This window comes from Rhizobium sp. N731 (assembly GCF_001664145.1).
Taxonomy (GTDB): domain Bacteria; phylum Pseudomonadota; class Alphaproteobacteria; order Rhizobiales; family Rhizobiaceae; genus Rhizobium; species Rhizobium esperanzae.
Map to the genome: position 1 here is coordinate 491,003 of NZ_CP013606.1, position 15,685 is coordinate 506,687.

Sequence of the window (15,685 nt, forward strand, 5' to 3'; positions counted from 1 at the left end):
TATCGGGGGCTCAGGCGGCCAGAAGGGATTTCAGCTTGACGTTGCTTGATGTCAGCGCAGCAGGGTCTGGATGGGCGCCAGCCGCGATCAACATTTCCGCAAGTCTGATGTCGCGCGCCACGGCATTGCCCAGGCCGATGCCGCTTGCGGCGATCAAGCGGCCATCGGCGTCGAGGTGGAAGAGAATGAAGGCGTCCGGTCCGAGGTCGCGGCGCAGATGCAGGACCGCCCCTTCGGCGAGGCCTGATATCTGCAGCGTCATGTCGTATTGATCCGACCAGAACCACGGCACGGTTGAAACGGCTTCGTCGCAGCCGAGCATGTTGGCGGCGGCCAACGTGCCCTGCTCCTGGGCATTGCGCCAGGATTCGAGCCTTACCCGCCGGCCGCCATAGATCGGCAGCGGAAAGGAACAGCAGTCGCCGGCGGCAAAAACATCAGGCGCCGAGGTCCGGAGATAGGTGTCGACGGCAATGCCGTTTTCGATTGTAAGCCCCGCTCTTTCGGCGATGTCGACATTCGGCCGCGCGCCAATGCCGACGAGGGCGAGATCGGCTTCTATCACCTCGCCAGTCGACAGTTTGACGACGGCCTTCCCGCTTTCCGCAGTCAATGTCTCAATCGAGACACCGCAGCGCATATCGACACCTTCGGCCCGGTGGCGTTCGGTCAGCAGATGAGCGATCTCGTCCGGCACGCCGCGCTTCAGCACGCGTTCCAGGCCCTCAATGACGGTGACATCGGCGCCAAGCAGGCGCGCCGTCGCGGCAAGTTCCAGCCCGATGAAGCCGCCGCCGATAATGGCGATATGCCGGCCGGGCTTCATGGCCTCGCGCAGAGCGGCCGCATCCTCATGGGTGCGAAGCGAACGGATATGCGGATTGCTTTCGGAGGCGCCCGGGAACGATCGCGCGGCCGCGCCCGTCGCCAGCAGAAGCTTGTCGTAGGAGAGTGCGGCGCCATCCGAAAGCAGGACGGTCCGGGAGGCAGGATCGAAATCCCTGGCTTCAAGACCGATCAGCAGCCGGATGCCGCTTTCGGCGTATTTTTCCGCAGCCGCGATGAATTTCGGATCGCCGGCATCGGCGGCAGCGGCCTTCGAAAGCGGCGGCCGTTCATAAGGGTGAAGGGGTTCGGCGCCAACGAGCGTTATCTCGCCGGCAAAACCCTTTTCCCGCAGAGCGAAAGCGGCGCGAGCACCGCATTCGCCCGCACCGAGGATGACGAAATGAGCCACATCAGCCTCCTCAGACAGCGATGAAGACGGTGTCGCCTTCGATCTTGACCGGATAGGTCTTGAGATTGACGCAGACCGGTGCACCCTTGGCTTCGCCCGTCTTGTAGTTGAAGCGGCCGTTATGTTTCGGGCATTCGATGATTTCATCCATCACAAGCCCGTCGGCGAGATGGATATGTTCATGCGTGCAGAGTCCGTCGGTGGCGAAAAATTCGTCGTCGGGGCTGCGGTAGACCGCGAAGGTGCGCCCACCATGATCGAAGCGGATGACATCCTCTTCGTCGATCTCGTCCTTGCCGCAGACTTCGATCCAGTTTCCGCTCATCTCTAACTCCCTTGATTGTGATTATTGCGCCGCCGGGGCGAGTTCGTTGTGGAATTCCTCGCGGTACGGCCGTGCGGTGGCCGGCAGTTCCCGCTTCAGGAAATAATCCTCGTTGCGCAGCTGGCGCAGGAAAGCCGGGATCATCTCGCGGTAGCCCGACCAGATCGACCGGTTTGGCTCCGGCAGATCATGCTTGATCATTGCGTGCAGCCGGGGCAGCGCGTGATAGGGCACCATCGGGAACATGTGATGTTCGACGTGGTAATTCATGTTCCAATAAATGAAACGGCTGATCGGGTTCATATAGACCGTGCGGCTGTTCAGCCGGTGATCGATGACGTTGTCGGCAAGGCCGCCATGCTGCAGGAGCCCGGTCAGCACGTGGTGCCAGGCGCCGTAGAGGCGCGGCAGGCCGATCAGCATCAGCGGCAGGATCGAGCCGGTGGCGACCGCGACGGCGGTCGTCGCGAGATAGATCGCCAGCCAGATACGGGCGAAGCGGATCGCCTTCGGCTGCTCCATCTCCGGAATGAAGGTCTTTTCCGCCGCGCTGATGATGCCGAAGGCGTTGCGCAGCATGTCGAGGACAGCATGCCAGACGTCGAGGATGCCGAAGAAATTGAGGATCAACCGGAGCAGGTCCGGCGGCCGCATGACGGCGATCTCCGGATCGCGGCCGACGATGACCGTATCGGTATGATGGCGCGTATGGCTCCAGCGCCAGGTCACCGGATTGCGCATGATCATGAAGCAGGCGATCTGGTAGACGGCGTCGTTCATCCAGCGCGTTTTGAAGGCGGTGCCGTGACCGCATTCATGCCAGCGGCTGTCGGAGGCCGAGCCGTAGAGCACGCCGTAAGCGAGGAAGAAGGGCAGCGCGATCCAGGAGCCCCAGAAATAGATGCCGAGACCGGCAAAGACCACCATGCTGCCGAGCCAGATGACCGTGTCACGGATCGCCGGCGCATCGGATCGCTGCATCAGCGCCTTCATCTCCTTGCGGGGAATCTCGGTGTGATACCATTCGGCAGCCGCCAGTCCCGTCTCCACCGCGGTGCGGCCGCTTTCGCCGAGCAGGTCGTAGTCACGCTTCTTGGTCTCGCTCGCCATTATCCGCCTCCCTAATGCTGTTGCCGGGAGAATAGGTTGACTTTGGGCGAGGCTCAATGCAGGCTTGATGTAATCTATCAAAAGCCATCAAGAGTGGCTCGCATCCATGAGCGAATCCATCAGGAAACACCATGCGCCGCCCCACCATCTCCGACCTTGCCCGCGCCTCGGGCGTCAGCGTCGCCACCGTCGACCGGGTGCTCAACGGTCGCCACCGCGTGCGCGAGGAAACGGCGCGGCGGGTCTATGACGCAGCCCAGTCGATCGGCTACCATGCCGTCGGCCTCATCCGGCAACGGGTCTTCGAGGATCTGCCGCAATACAGGCTGGCGTTCCTGCTGCAAAAGCCGATGCAGCCCTTCTATCAGGCTTTCGCTCGCGAGATCGAAGTGGCGGCGCGCGCCGTGACCACCGCCCGTGTCCAGACCCAGATCGACTATCCCTCGGCTTCAACACCGGCGGCGATCGTCGAGAAGCTCAAGGCCCTCGGCGCCCGCAATCAGGCCATCGCTCTCGTCGCTCCAGACTATCCTGCGGTGACGGCGGCAATTGAGGAACTGAGGGAAAGAGACATTCCCGTCTTTTCGCTGCTTTCCGACTTCGCCTCAGGGGTGCGCAATGCCTATATTGGCGTCAACAACCGCAAGGTCGGCCGGACCGCCGCGTGGGTGATTGCCAAGACTGCCCGTGTGCCGGGTAAGGTCGCCTGTTTCGTCGGCAGTCATCGTTTTCACGGACATGAGCTGCGTGAGATCGGTTTTCGTTCCTATTTTCGTGAAAACGCGCCGGAATTCGACGTCATCGATACATTGATCAACCTAGATACTCCGGAGATCACCCATGAGGCGACGCTGACGCTGCTACAGAAGCATCCCGATCTCGTCGGCCTTTATGTCTGCGGCGGCGGCATGGAGGGCGCGATCTCGGCGATCCGTGAGGAGAATCTCGGCGGCAGGATCGTTCTCGTGGTCAACGAGCTGACGCCCGACAGCAAAGCCGGGCTTGCCGACGATATCGTCGCCATGGCGATCGGCACCCCCCTGCCCGCACTGTGCAAAGAGCTGATAGGGCTGATGACAAGTGCGATCGAAAACAGCGAAACGGCCGTTCCCGGCCAGTTCTTCCTGCCCTTCGATATCCATATTTCGGAGAATATCTGAGAAATGATGGAAATCTATCATTTCGGCTGAAATTCTTTCAGCAATGAGGGCGGGCGGCAGCGATGCCCGATGGATTGCCGCAGGAATTCCGATAGAGATTCGCAGGCTCATTCACGAGGAACTGCTCCGCTGATGTCGCGGAGACGAGGAGGATATATCCGTCATGACTTCGATCCGCTTTGCGCTCAACCACATGGCCGCGCCGTCGCTCGCAATCGATGATTTCTTCGCGCTGGCAAAGTCGCTCGGCATCGGAGAGGTCGAGATCCGCAATGACCTTTCCGGCAATGCGGTTCTCGACGGCACCAAACCCGAAGCGATCAAGCAGGCTGCCGACCGCCACGGCCTGACGATCATTTCGATCAACGCCCTGCAGCGCTTCAACGAATGGAATGAAGCCCGCGCCAGAGAAGCGCAGGAACTGATCGATTATGCCAGCGCCTGCGGCGCCAAGGCGCTCGTCCTCGTTCCGAAGAACGACGGCACCGGCTGCGCCGATGGCGAACGGCAGGCCAATCTGCGCCAGTCCTTGACGGCGTTGAAGCCGATGCTCGATAAAGCCGGCATTATCGGTCTCGTCGAGCCGCTCGGTTTCGAGATCTGCTCGCTGCGCTCGAAGACCGAGGTGGCCGAGGCAATCAAGGAACTCGGCGCGCAATCGACCTTCAAGCTCGTCCACGACACCTTCCACCATCACCTTGCCGGCGAAGCCGCGACCTTCCCCGAACTGGCCGGTCTCGTCCACATTTCCGGCGTCGCTGATCCCGCTGTTTCCGTTGCCGATATGCGCGATTCCCACCGCGTGCTCGTCGACGGTGACGACCGGCTGGACAATGCCGGGCAGATCAAGGCGCTGCTGCAGGCGGGTTATAAGGGTCCCTTCTCCTTCGAGCCCTTCGCAGCCGAAGTGCATGCGGTCAAGGACCCGGCCGGCGCGTTGCGCGCCAGCATGGATTATCTCTCCGCAAGGGTTTGAAGCCTAAGCAATGTCGCCTGACGATCGGCCGCCGGCGAGCGGCCGATCGTATCGATCTATTCGCGGCCTCTGAACCGGCGCTGATAGGTGGGGTCGTAGAGCGAGCTCTCGCGAAAATCCTCTGCCGCAAGCGACGGGCCGACGAAAATGATCGCCATGCGTTCGATCGGTTCGGCCGCAACCTTTGCCTCGATATTTGAGAGCGTGCCGCGCAGGACGCGCTCGTCCGGCCAGGAGGCCTTGACGACAATGGCGACCGCGCAGTCGGCGCCGTAAAGCGGCGTCAATTCCTCCACCACCTGCTTCAGCGCATGGATTGCCAGATGGATCGCCAGCGTGGCGCCTGTCGCGCCGAATTTCGCCAGCGTCTCATCGTTCGGCATCGGCGAAGCGCGGCCGGAAACGCGGGTGAGCACCAGGCTCTGGGCGACGGCCGGGATCGTCAGCTCGCGCCCGAGTGCCGAGGCAGCGGCGGCAAAGGCCGGAACACCTGGCGTCATCGTATAGGCAATGCCGTGTTTTTCAAGCCGGCGCACCTGCTCGGCGACCGCGCTCCAGACCGAGAGATCGCCGGAATGCAGCCTTGCGACGTCCTGGCCGGCGGCAGCGGCGCTCAGATATTCCGCCTCGATCTCGTCGAGCGACATGGGTGCGGTGTCGACGATCCGCGCATCCGCCGAGCAATATTGCAGCAGTTCGGGGGAGACGATCGAACCCGCATAAAGACAGACCGGGCACCGGGCGATGAGATCGCGGCCACGCACCGTGATCAGATCTGCAGCCCCCGGCCCCGCGCCGATGAAATGCACCGTCATTCCGTCATCCTTTCGTCCAGCACCACTGCGTCACCGGCATGGCCGGCCGCCAGCCGCTCATGCCGCCGATGGCGCCTGCGCGCGCTATTTCGATGCGCGTCAGCGAGCCGCCGCGTTTTGCGTGTTCTGAGAGCAGCACCGCCTCCATTTCGAGCGTCACGGCATTGGCGACGAGCCGCCCTCCCCGCTTCAGCGCCGCAGTCGCAGCATCGATAACGTTGGGCTCGCTGCCGCCGCCGCCGATGAAGATCGCGTCCGGTTCCGGCAAGCCCGCCAATGCGCCGGGTGCTGCGCCTTCGACGACGGCGAGATGCGGCACGCCGAAAGCGGATGCATTGCGGGCGATCCGCGCCGCCCGCTCCGACGATTGCTCGAGGGCGATCGTCTTCAGCGACGGATCGGCGAGCATCCATTCGATGCCGATCGAGCCGGAACCGGCGCCGATGTCCCAGAGCAGTTGCCCGTGACGCGGCGCAAGCGCCGACACCGTCATCGCCCGGATTTCGCGTTTGGTGATCTGACCGTCATGTTCGAACAGCCCGTCCTCAAGGCCTGCGGCGAAAGGCAGAATGCGCGCCCCCTCCCCTGCCGCGATTTGCAGGGCGCAGACGTTGAGGGAATCGATATCTGTGAGATCGAAATCGGCCGCGATCGCGTTTCTGCGCCGTTCCCGCGCGCCGCCGAGCGCCTCGAGAACGGTAAGCTGCGACTGACCGAAGCCATCGGTGGCCAGCAGGTTTGCCAGCGCGCGAGGCCCATTCTCGTCCGACGTCAGCGCAATGATGCGCCGCCTTGGGTGCAGATGCGGCCGGATCAGGTCGATCGGTCTGCCATGCAGCGAAATCGTCGCGACGTCCTGCAGCGGCCAGCCGAGGCGCGAGGCGGCAAGGCTGAAGGCCGAGGGCGCGGGGATGGTGCGCATCTCGTCCACTGCCACATGGCGGGAGAGCGTTGCGCCGACGCCATAGAGAAACGGATCGCCGGAGGCGAGCACGACAACCGGCGTGCCGCGCCTGGCAAGGATGGCTTCGATCGAGCGCTCGAACGGGCTCTGCCAGGCAAAGGTCTCACCTGATATCAGCGGCGCCGCCAGCGCATGATGCCGTGCGCCGCCGAAGACGGCCGGTGCGCCGGCGATCAGCCTCCTCGCCTCCTCGCCCAGCCCTTCTGGACCATCTTCACCGATGCCGATAATAGTCAGCCACGGCGGATTGCCGGCAGGAGAGACATCAGCCATGGGACGACCTCGCATCCTGATCCTCGGCGGCACCAACGAGGCGCGTCTGCTGGCCGAAGCGCTCGCGGCGCGTGACGATTGCGACGTTCTTCTGTCGCTGGCCGGTCGTACCGAAAAACCGGCCGCGCAGCCGGTTCCGGTTCGAATCGGTGGTTTCGGCGGGGCTGCGGCGCTCGCCGATTTCCTGAAGGCCGGCGGATATGATCTGCTGATCGACGCCACGCATCCCTTCGCCGAGCGCATTTCCACCAATGCCGCCCATGCTGCCGAGGCCATCGGCATAACCGCAATCGCTCTGCGCCGTCCCGAATGGCAGCGCCTGCCGGGCGATCATTGGCGGGACGTGCGAAGCATTCCGGCGGCGATCGGGGCGCTTGGCCCCTCCCCTCGCCGCGTCTTCGTGGCAACCGGCCGGCAGGGTGCGCATTATGCGGAAGCGGCAGCGCAGCATCACTATCTCATCCGCAGCGTCGACCCCGTCGAGCCGCCGCTGACGCTTGCGAATGTCGATTATATCCTCGATCGCGGTCCATTCACGCTGGAAGGCGAATTGGCTCTGCTGAGGCAACACCATATCGATGTCATCATTGCGAAGAACAGCGGCGGCGCCGCCACCTATGCGAAGATCGAGGCAGCCCGCCTGCTCGGCATCGAGGTGTTGATGGTCGCGCGGGCTGAGGCGTCCGCGGTCAAGACGGTCGAAACTGTCGCGGCGGCGCTGGCGGCGATCGATCACCTCTTTCCCTCCGCCATGAAACGCGGGGTATAGACGAGATCCGGCCTGCCGGGCCGCGTGATGATCCGCGTTTCGGCCGAGCCGATGATGATGCAGGTCGCCATATCGGCGATCGAGGCATCAGCCTGAGAAAGCGGCTGCACGGCGATACGTTCGTCCGGCCGCCCGGCCGCACGCCCGAAAATAACTGGTGTCGTTGCAGGCAGATGCGCCCGCAGCAGCTTGAAGGCCTCGCCGAGTTGCCAGGGCCGGGCCCGGCTGATCGGATTATAAAGGGCGATGACGAACCCGGCCTTGGCCGCCAATTCAAGACGGTTTTCTATTATATTCCAGGGCTTTAGATTGTTGGAGAGCGATATGGCGCAAAAGTCGTGACCAAGCGGCGCCCCCGCCCTTGCCGCCACTGCCAGCATGGCGGTGACGCCGGGCAGGATGGTGAGATCGACGGCGCGCCAGGCGGCCGGTCCGTTCTCGATCGCCTCGCACACGGCCGCCGCCATGGCGAAGACACCGGGATCGCCGCCGGAGACGACGCAGACTTTGGCACCATCCGCCGCTATCGACAGTGCCGCCCCTGCCCTGTCGAGCTCTTCGCGATTGTCCGAGACATGCCGCAGCTGATCATGTCGCAGCTGCAGCCTGTCGAGATAGGGTCCATACCCGAAGAAATCGGTCGCAGCTTCGACAGCAGCCAACGCCTCCGGCGTCATCTGCTCGGGATTGCCGGGACCGGTGCCGATCACGAAGAGCGCGCCGCTCATCGGCTGCCCTCCCAGCCGGGAACCAGCACCAGCGAAAAATACGGCGCCTCGCCGTCAGCTCTGTCGGCAAGCTTTACCATGGCCGCATTCGCCATGGTGCCGCGTTCGACATAGACGGCTTCCGCAAGCCGGCCGGCAGCTTTGAGCGCCCGGCGGATCTTCGGCAGATTGCGGCCGACCTTCATGATGACGGCCGCTTGCGTATCGGCCAGGCGGCGCGTCAGCTCCGTCTCCGCCATCGTACCTGGCAGTACGGACAGCACGTCGTCCCCCTGCACGATCGGCATGCCGGCTAACGACCAGCAGCCCGACATGGCGCTGATGCCGGGGATCACTTCCGTCGGGTAGCGCTGGGAAAGTCTGACATGCAGGTGCATATAGGATCCATAGAACAGCGGATCGCCTTCGCTGAGCACCGCGACGGTCCGCCCGGCATCGAGATGGTCGGCGATTGCCGCGGCAGAGCGATCATAGAACCGGGTGATCAGGCTCTGGTAGCGTTCGTCGTTCTTGTCGATCTCGGTCGTCACGGGATAATAGAGCGGCAGCAGCGTCACGCCGGGTTTCAGCAGCGGCTCGACGATCGCCTTGCCGTTGCCGCCCCTGCCCTCTTTGGCGAAATAGGCAATGACTTCGGCGCCTTCGATGGCGCGGACGGCTTTGAGGGTCAGAAGCTCGGGATCGCCGGGACCCGTGCCGACGCCGATCAGACGGCCATGTTCCGTCATAGCCCCGGCCTCGCCAGCGCATTGAGCGCTGCAGCCGTCATGGCGCTGCCCCCAAGCCGGCTGCGCACGATGGCGAAGGGAACGCCGTAGGAATTCTCTGCCAGCGCGTCCTTCGATTCCGCCGCGCCGACGAAGCCAACGGGCATGCCGAGGATCGCAGCGGGTTTCGGAGCGCCGTCGCGCAGGAGCTCGAGCAGGTGGAACAGCGCCGTCGGCGCGTTGCCGATCGCGACGACACTTCCGCCGAGCCGGTCGAGCCACAGATGCATGGCGGCGGCCGAGCGCGTATTGCCGATCTCGCGCGCCAGCTCTGGCGTCGCCGGATCGCGCAGCGTGCAGATCACCTCGTTCAGCGCCGGCAGCCGCGCCCGGGTGACACCATGGGAGACCATTTCCGCGTCGCAGAAGATCGGCGCCCCGGCCTTCAGCGCCTCGCGTGCGGCACCGACGAAATCGGTCGAAAAGACGAAATGCTCCGCCGCTTCGACCAGCCCGCAGGCATGGATCATGCGGACGGCGATCTCGGCTTGATCTTCGGTGAAACGCGAAAGATCGGCCTCGGCGCGGATGATCGCAAAGGAACGCTCGTAGATCGCGTCGCCGCTGCGGATATAATCGTAGTCTGGCATTCCTATCCCTGTCGCAGCGCCTTCGCAACGCCGGTTGCGCCAAGCCGTTTAAGGCAGGCGGCGGTCGATTCGCCAGCGCCTCTGTTGTCTTCGATGGAGCGGGCGAGCCTCTCTATAGCGAAATCGATCCGTCCGCCAGCGATCCGTTCATCCGGCCGGTCCATTGCCAACCCGTTGAGGATGAGATCGTAACCTTCAGACGTGCCGGTCAGCGTCAGTGCCGGACGCGGATGCGCGCAGCCCTTGGCGCAGCCGGAGAGATGCAGCATCAGCGAGCCGTCGAAAAGGTCGGGTGCCGCGGCCAGAATTCGGCGCGCCAGCGTTCCGGTCTCGAAGAAAGCGGAGCCGCAGGCGCCGGCGCCGGCGCAGGCAGCGACATATTCGCATTTCTCGCCGGATTGTACACTGAAGCCATGTTTGCTCGCAGTGATCTGCAGGGCCGGCGCAGCACCCGCCGGAAAGTCGGTGAAGAAGAAGCCGCGGCCGGGCGCGAGTCGAATGGCTGTCGCGCCGTGGGCTTTTGCCTCGTCGAACAGGGTGGTCAGATCGGATGCCCTCATCTGACCGAATTCCGGCCGCACACCAAGCACATGTTTTCCGTTCTTCAGCCGGTGCAAGCCGGAAAGCGGCATCTTTGCTCGATGTGACGGACGAAATCGGATGGCATCCATAGCGGGAAACCGCGCCCGCAGAAGGGCCGGATCGATATCCCTCGCCCGTCGGCTCTGCCTGACCGCCAGCAGCTCGAGAATCTCGCCAACGGCTGATATCGCCGCTTCTGCTGCACCCTTCGCAACTGGCGTTGCCGTCTCGCCGTCGCCATTGATCGCAACGAGCCATTGTGCGCCGGGTCGCGCGACGATACGAATATCGGCCGGAAGCGCCGATAAACCGAACGCGCCGCCGCCGTCGATGATGAGCGAGAGTTTCGGTGCTAGCCGCGGCGAGGCGAGCCGCTCTCCGAGCGTGCTGCGCAACGCTTGTTCCAGCGCTGCCGGATCGCTTATCTCCTCGGGATCGATGCCGTGCAGCGGCGATATTTCGATGGCCGGCCCGTCCGGCACGGCGATCCCGGCGGCATCGATATCGGCGGCGAGGCGCCTAACGGTCTCGACCCGCAGCCCGCGGATCTGCAGGTTGCCGCGCGCGGTGATTTCCACGATGCCGTTTCCATGCTCCGCAGCCGAGCGGGCAAGCGCTGAGAATTGCGATAGCATCAAGGCGCCGCCGGCCGGACGCAGCCGCACGAGCAAACCATCGCCGGTCGGCATGGGTGCGGCAAGGGCTGGGCAGGCGCCGCGCGGGCGTGGCTTCGCCGGCGGCCGATCATCGAGATCCGCCTCGCCTGTCCTGTCGATTGCCTTGGCGGCCTTTGTGCCCATTCTCAACCCTCTGATCATCTCTTACATGATCGCGGCCGGCGCGGCAAAACACGATGGCGATGGCTATTCCTCGAAGTCGCGTCCCTTGCGCAGCAGATATATGTCCATGATCCAGCCGTGCCGCTGCCTCGCCTCGCTTCGGAGTGTCTGGATGTCGGCAGCGATGTCTGCGAGCCGTCCCGATCGGATGATCTCGTCTCCAGTGCCGAGATAGGCGCCCCAGAAGATCTCGGCGTCGGCATCGTCGATCTTCGCAAAAGCCTGTTCGCCATCGAGCATGACGACCGTACTGCCGCCGCAAAATCCATCCCGCGCCAGCCGCCGCCCGGTGGTGATCTCGACCGGTTGGCCGACGAGGTTGAGCGGGATTTTGTGGCTGGCCGCCAAAGCCTGGATGCTGGTGATGCCGGGAACGACGCTGTAATCGAAATCAATGCTGTTTGCTTGACGCACGCGTTCGATGATGCGGATCGTGCTGTCGTAAAGACTGGGATCACCCCAGACGAGAAAGGCGCCGATGCCGCCGTCCGGCAGGCCCGAGATCAATTCTCCATAGATATTCGCGATCTCGCCGTGCCAGGCATCGACGCTTTGGGAGTAGCTTCTGTGTGCGGTCTGCCTTTCCGGCACCGCGAATTCTGCGATCCGGACGCCTGGACGGGTGACATAACGCTCACAGATCTCCCGCCTGATCTCGGCGAGCTCTTCCTTGCCGGCGCCCTTGAGCGGCAGGAAGATCACCTCGGCGGAGTTCATCGCCTTGATCGCCTGTATGGTGACGTGCTCCGGATTGCCCGTGCCGATTCCGATGATATTGATATGCTTCAAGCGGATATTTCCCCGTGAGTCCAAGCGGTCTTGCCCAAAAACCCGGCCGCCCGCAAGGGCAGGGCAGGGAGTTGGCCGCGGCCAACTCGGCCAGCCGCGGTGGCTTGACCCCTATTGTTGCCGTAAATCCCGAATCGTGTCACTTTCGATACGCTTTTTGACGCTATGTTGACAGAAAAGCGCATCGAAAAGGATTGGGTGTTTTGGACAACATTAGCGTATCGACGACAGACGTGCGGATCGAGCGGCATGCGAACCAGCTTTCGCGGCAACTGAAGCTTCTCCGCGACAAGCTGTTTCCGCCGCTTGCGCAGAAGACGCTGCGCACATTCTCTTCCGGCGAAGCCGCCCAGATGATCGGCGTTTCCGACGGTTATCTTCGCCAGCTTTCGCTTGACGGCAAGGGGCCGCAGCCGGAGCTTTCCTCAAATGGTCGACGTTCCTATACGCTCGGGCAGATCAATGAATTGCGCCATTACATGGCGAACCTGAAGCCGAAGGATGCGCTGAGTTACCTCCCGTGGCGTCGCCCCGGCGAAAAGCTGCAGACGGTCGCCGTCACCAATTTCAAGGGCGGTTCGGCCAAGACGACGACCACGCTTTATCTGGCGCAACATCTGGCACTGGAGGGTTACCGGGTGCTGGCGATCGATCTCGACCCGCAGGCTTCGCTCTCCTCCATGCTGGGCGTTCAGCCGGAATTCGATCTTTCCGACGGCGATACGCTGTATGGGGCCATCCGCTACGATGCGGCTCGTAAGCCGCTGAAGGAGATCGTCCGCAAGACCTATTTCGACGGACTCGATCTGGTGCCCGGCAATCTCGAACTGATGGAGTTCGAGCATGAGACGCCGCGGGCGCTCAATGATCGCCAGAAGCCGGCCGAGCTGTTTTTCCGCCGCGTCGGCGTCGCTATCGCCGAGGTCGAGGCCGATTACGATGTGGTGGTGATCGACTGCCCGCCGCAGCTCGGCTACCTCACCCTCGGTGCCGTTTGCGCCGCCACATCGCTGCTCATCACCATCCACCCGCAGATGGTTGATGTCGCCTCCATGTCGCAGTTCCTGCTGATGACCTCGGATCTTCTCTCTGTGGTTCGCAGGGCCGGCGGCGACCTGCAGCACGACTTCATCAAATATGTCGTCACCCGTCACGAACCCTTCGATGCACCGCAGTCACAGATCGTTGCGCTGTTGCGCAGCCTGTTCGGCGACGACGTGCTGACGGCAACCATTCTCAAATCGACGGCAATCGCCGATGCCGGGCTGACAAAGCAGACGCTTTACGAAATCGAGAAGGGGCAGGTGCGCCGCTCGACGTATGATCGGGCGCTGGAATCGGTCAACGCTGCCAATGGCGAGGTTCTTGCCGGCATTCACAAAGCCTGGGGCCGCACATGAGCAGACGTGATCGCCTGAAAGGTCTTTTCGACGATACGGCGCAGGAGTTGGCCGCGGCCAACTACGAGGAGCCTTCTTTGCGTGGATCGGCCGGTCCGGTTCGGACAATGGCGCTGACCCTTGGCCGCATGGAGGAAGAGAGCAGGGCGATGCAGGAGGCTTTGCTCTCCGGCGAGCGCATCGTCGAACTCGATCCCGAGCTGATCGATTCTTCCTTCGTCCGCGATCGCCTTGCCGACCAGCCGCTCGATCGCGAGGACGAGCTAGTGCAGTCGATTGCCGACAATGGCCAGGAAGTGCCGATCCTTGTTCGGCGCCATCCCGAAGATGGCGAGCGGTACCAGATCGCTTACGGCCATCGCCGGCTGCAGGCCGTCAAGCTGCTCGGGCGCAGGGTGCAGGCGATCGTCCGCCAGCTCGACGACACCGATGTCGTCATTGCGCAGGGCATCGAGAATTCGGCGCGCCGGAACCTTTCCTATATCGAACGCGCCGTCTTCGCTCTCAATCTCGAGCTCAAGGGCTTTGAACGTCCCGTTATCATGAAGGCGCTGTCCACTGATAAGACGGAGCTATCGAAGCTGCTGTCGGTAGCCAAGGCCATTCCGGCCGAAATCATCAGGTCGGTGGGGGACGCACCCGGTATCGGACGACGCAAGTGGATGGCGCTTGCCCAGGACTGGAATGGGACGACGGCGGCGCGGCTTGCGAAGTTCATCGCCTCGGATCGGTTCAGGGCGGAGGAGAGCGACCGCCGATTCGAGCTGTTGGTCGCCGAACTCGCCAGGAAAGAGGCCAGGCCCGAGCCCACCGAATATGACTGGAAGCCGAAGAGCGGCGGCAAGATTGCCGGCCGAATCAAAAGCGCCGGCAGTTCCTTCACGATCGCGTTGAAAACAGGCGATGCGCCGGATTTCGGCGCTTACATTTCACGCCGTCTCGATGAGCTTTACGAAGCTTATCAGGCCGGCAAGTTGCAAGCAGGAGAGTAGGCCGCAAAAGAAAAAAGCCTCCGAACGTTGCCGTCGCGGAAGCCTTTCTCATATCTGGACAATCTGAGAATCGCACTTCCTCGAATCAGTGTCAAGCTTCTTCGGCATCCTTTTGGATGGTAGATTTCTTTTGCCTTGAAAAAAGGTGAGGGACATGGAGCCTCAATATGTATCGACGCCCTTCGGGCGGCGATCGATGACGCTTGGCATGCTGGAAAGCCAGGAAAGCGCCAGCAGGATCGATGCGGACGCATCGGTCGACAAATGGAAGATCTTTCGTGCGCTCTGTGAAGCAAAGAGCCTGATCGGCGTGTCCGACCGTGCGCTTGCCGTTCTCAACGCGCTGTTGACCTTCTATCCGAAGAACGAGATTGCCGAGACCAACGGCTTCGTCGTCTTTCCTTCGAACGAGCAGCTGTCGCTGCGCACTCATGGCATGGCCGGCACCACGCTGCGGCGAAACCTGGCGATGCTGGTGGAGGCCGGCCTGATCATCCGGCGGGATAGTCCGAACGGAAAACGTTTTGCCCGCCGCAACGGCGAGGGCGGGGTTGGGGACGCCTTCGGCTTCAGCCTGGCACCGCTCGTCGTGCGCGCTCGCGAGATCGAAGCCCAGGCGGCGCAGGTGCTGGCCGACAAGCTTGAATGGAAGCGCCTGAGAGAGCGGCTGAGCCTTTGCCGGCGTGACATCACCAAGCTCATCGAGATCGCGCTGGAAGAGGAAATCGCCGGCGAGTGGATCAAGATGCAGCAACATTTCAATTGCCTATCGGCAAGCCTGCCGCGCCGCCCGTCGACCGCGGAGATCCAGAGCCTGCTGACTGATCTCGAAGCGTTCCGCGAAATGATCGTCAAGACGCTGGAATCGAAGGCAAAAGCAAAAAAAACAGACGCCAATGACAGCCAAAACGGTCGGCACATACATAATTCAAACCCACACCCCATATCTGAACTTGAACCAAGCTTCGACACGAAGCAGGGCGCGAAGCCGGAGGAAGAACCGCGGCCGTGGCGGGAGCCGCCGAAATCCTTCCCCCTTGCCGTGGTGCTGCAGGCCTGCCCCGAGATTGTTGCCTATGGGCCGGGCGGCGGAATCGGTAGCTGGCGGGATTTGATGGCCGCCGCCGTCGTCGTCCGTTCCACCCTTGGCGTCAGCCCCAGCGCCTATCAGCAAGCCTGCGACGTCATGGGGCCGGAGAATGCTGCCACCGTGATCGCCTGCATTCTGGAACGCGGCGGCCATATCAATTCGGCCGGCGGCTATCTGCGTGATCTGACGCGGCGGGCGGAGCGCGGTGAGTTCTCGCTCGGTCCGATGCTGATGGCGTTGATGCGGGCCAATGGTCCGATGACGAGAAAAACGGGATGA

The 15,685-nt window shown here is 62.9% G+C and carries 16 protein-coding genes; 6 read left to right on the plus strand and 10 right to left on the minus strand.

The window, feature by feature from the left end; genetic code table 11:
* Window positions 1-10 precede the first annotated feature (10 nt).
* Genes AMK02_RS29775 through AMK02_RS29785 form a run of 3 tightly spaced genes read right to left on the minus strand, consistent with a single transcriptional unit; the run spans window position 11 to window position 2,672 of the window.
* Window positions 11-1,237, minus strand: coding sequence for an NAD(P)/FAD-dependent oxidoreductase (locus tag AMK02_RS29775; protein WP_064808781.1), 1,227 nt, complete (start codon window positions 1,235-1,237; stop codon window positions 11-13).
* A gap of 10 nt (window positions 1,238-1,247) precedes the next feature.
* Window positions 1,248-1,562, minus strand: coding sequence for a MocE family 2Fe-2S type ferredoxin (locus AMK02_RS29780; RefSeq protein ID WP_011428298.1), 315 nt, complete (start codon window positions 1,560-1,562; stop codon window positions 1,248-1,250).
* 21 nt (window positions 1,563-1,583) lie between these two features.
* On the minus strand, window positions 1,584-2,672 hold the full coding sequence (locus tag AMK02_RS29785; protein WP_064808783.1) for a fatty acid desaturase family protein: 1,089 nt from the start codon (window positions 2,670-2,672) through the stop codon (window positions 1,584-1,586).
* A gap of 131 nt (window positions 2,673-2,803) precedes the next feature.
* On the opposite strand from AMK02_RS29785, the gene AMK02_RS29790 reads away from it, so the two are divergent.
* Together AMK02_RS29790 and AMK02_RS29795 are read left to right on the plus strand one after the other, a co-directional pair.
* Window positions 2,804-3,832, plus strand: coding sequence for a LacI family DNA-binding transcriptional regulator (locus AMK02_RS29790; protein WP_010007774.1), 1,029 nt, complete (start codon window positions 2,804-2,806; stop codon window positions 3,830-3,832).
* Between the two features lie 163 nt (window positions 3,833-3,995).
* Window positions 3,996-4,808, plus strand: a complete 813-nt coding sequence (locus AMK02_RS29795) for a TIM barrel protein (RefSeq protein ID WP_064808785.1) — start codon at window positions 3,996-3,998, stop codon at window positions 4,806-4,808.
* A 56-nt stretch (window positions 4,809-4,864) separates the two neighbouring features.
* Here AMK02_RS29795 and cobM read toward each other — a convergent pair whose 3' ends face one another.
* Both cobM and AMK02_RS29805 read right to left on the minus strand, forming a co-directional pair.
* Window positions 4,865-5,623 (minus strand): precorrin-4 C(11)-methyltransferase, encoded by a 759-nt coding sequence (gene cobM / locus AMK02_RS29800; RefSeq protein WP_064808787.1) that lies wholly within the window; start codon window positions 5,621-5,623, stop codon window positions 4,865-4,867.
* A gap of 4 nt (window positions 5,624-5,627) precedes the next feature.
* The gene (locus AMK02_RS29805) at window positions 5,628-6,860 is read right to left on the minus strand and encodes a bifunctional cobalt-precorrin-7 (C(5))-methyltransferase/cobalt-precorrin-6B (C(15))-methyltransferase (protein ID WP_064808789.1); all 1,233 of its coding nucleotides are present in this window, start codon (window positions 6,858-6,860) and stop codon (window positions 5,628-5,630) included.
* Between AMK02_RS29805 and AMK02_RS29810 the strand changes: the two genes are divergently transcribed.
* Window positions 6,859-7,629, plus strand: coding sequence for a cobalt-precorrin-6A reductase (locus AMK02_RS29810; protein ID WP_064808791.1), 771 nt, complete (start codon window positions 6,859-6,861; stop codon window positions 7,627-7,629). The genes AMK02_RS29805 and AMK02_RS29810 overlap by 2 nt on opposite strands.
* Here AMK02_RS29810 and AMK02_RS29815 read toward each other — a convergent pair.
* From AMK02_RS29815 to cobF, 5 genes are all read right to left on the minus strand, one after another.
* Complete coding sequence (locus tag AMK02_RS29815; RefSeq protein ID WP_064808793.1) at window positions 7,593-8,357, minus strand: precorrin-3B C(17)-methyltransferase; 765 nt, start codon at window positions 8,355-8,357, stop codon at window positions 7,593-7,595. The genes AMK02_RS29810 and AMK02_RS29815 overlap by 37 nt on opposite strands.
* Entirely contained in the window at window positions 8,354-9,085 is a 732-nt protein-coding gene (locus AMK02_RS29820) for a precorrin-2 C(20)-methyltransferase (protein WP_064808795.1), read from the minus strand. Before AMK02_RS29820 ends, AMK02_RS29815 begins: the two co-directional genes overlap by 4 nt.
* Window positions 9,082-9,714 carry a precorrin-8X methylmutase gene (locus AMK02_RS29825; protein ID WP_064808796.1) on the minus strand — a complete coding sequence of 211 codons (633 nt, stop codon included), beginning with the start codon at window positions 9,712-9,714 and terminating at the stop codon, window positions 9,082-9,084. The genes AMK02_RS29820 and AMK02_RS29825 overlap by 4 nt, the downstream gene beginning before the upstream one ends.
* Window positions 9,715-9,716: 2 nt before the next feature.
* Window positions 9,717-11,096, minus strand: coding sequence for a precorrin-3B synthase (gene cobG / locus AMK02_RS29830; RefSeq protein ID WP_064808800.1), 1,380 nt, complete (start codon window positions 11,094-11,096; stop codon window positions 9,717-9,719).
* Window positions 11,097-11,159: 63 nt separating this feature from the next.
* A complete protein-coding gene (cobF, locus tag AMK02_RS29835) occupies window positions 11,160-11,924 on the minus strand; it encodes a precorrin-6A synthase (deacetylating) (protein WP_064808801.1) in 765 nt (254 codons plus the stop codon).
* Between the two features lie 203 nt (window positions 11,925-12,127).
* Here cobF and repA point away from each other — a divergent pair, with 203 nt between their 5' ends.
* The 3 genes from repA (at window position 12,128) to repC (ending at window position 15,685) form a co-directional block, all read left to right on the plus strand.
* Window positions 12,128-13,324 carry a plasmid partitioning protein RepA gene (repA, locus tag AMK02_RS29840; RefSeq protein ID WP_064808802.1) on the plus strand — a complete coding sequence of 399 codons (1,197 nt, stop codon included), beginning with the start codon at window positions 12,128-12,130 and terminating at the stop codon, window positions 13,322-13,324.
* On the plus strand, window positions 13,321-14,316 hold the full coding sequence (gene repB, locus AMK02_RS29845; protein ID WP_064808803.1) for a plasmid partitioning protein RepB: 996 nt from the start codon (window positions 13,321-13,323) through the stop codon (window positions 14,314-14,316). Before repA ends, repB begins: the two co-directional genes overlap by 4 nt.
* A 154-nt stretch (window positions 14,317-14,470) precedes the next feature.
* Complete coding sequence (repC, locus tag AMK02_RS29850; protein WP_064808804.1) at window positions 14,471-15,685, plus strand: plasmid replication protein RepC; 1,215 nt, start codon at window positions 14,471-14,473, stop codon at window positions 15,683-15,685.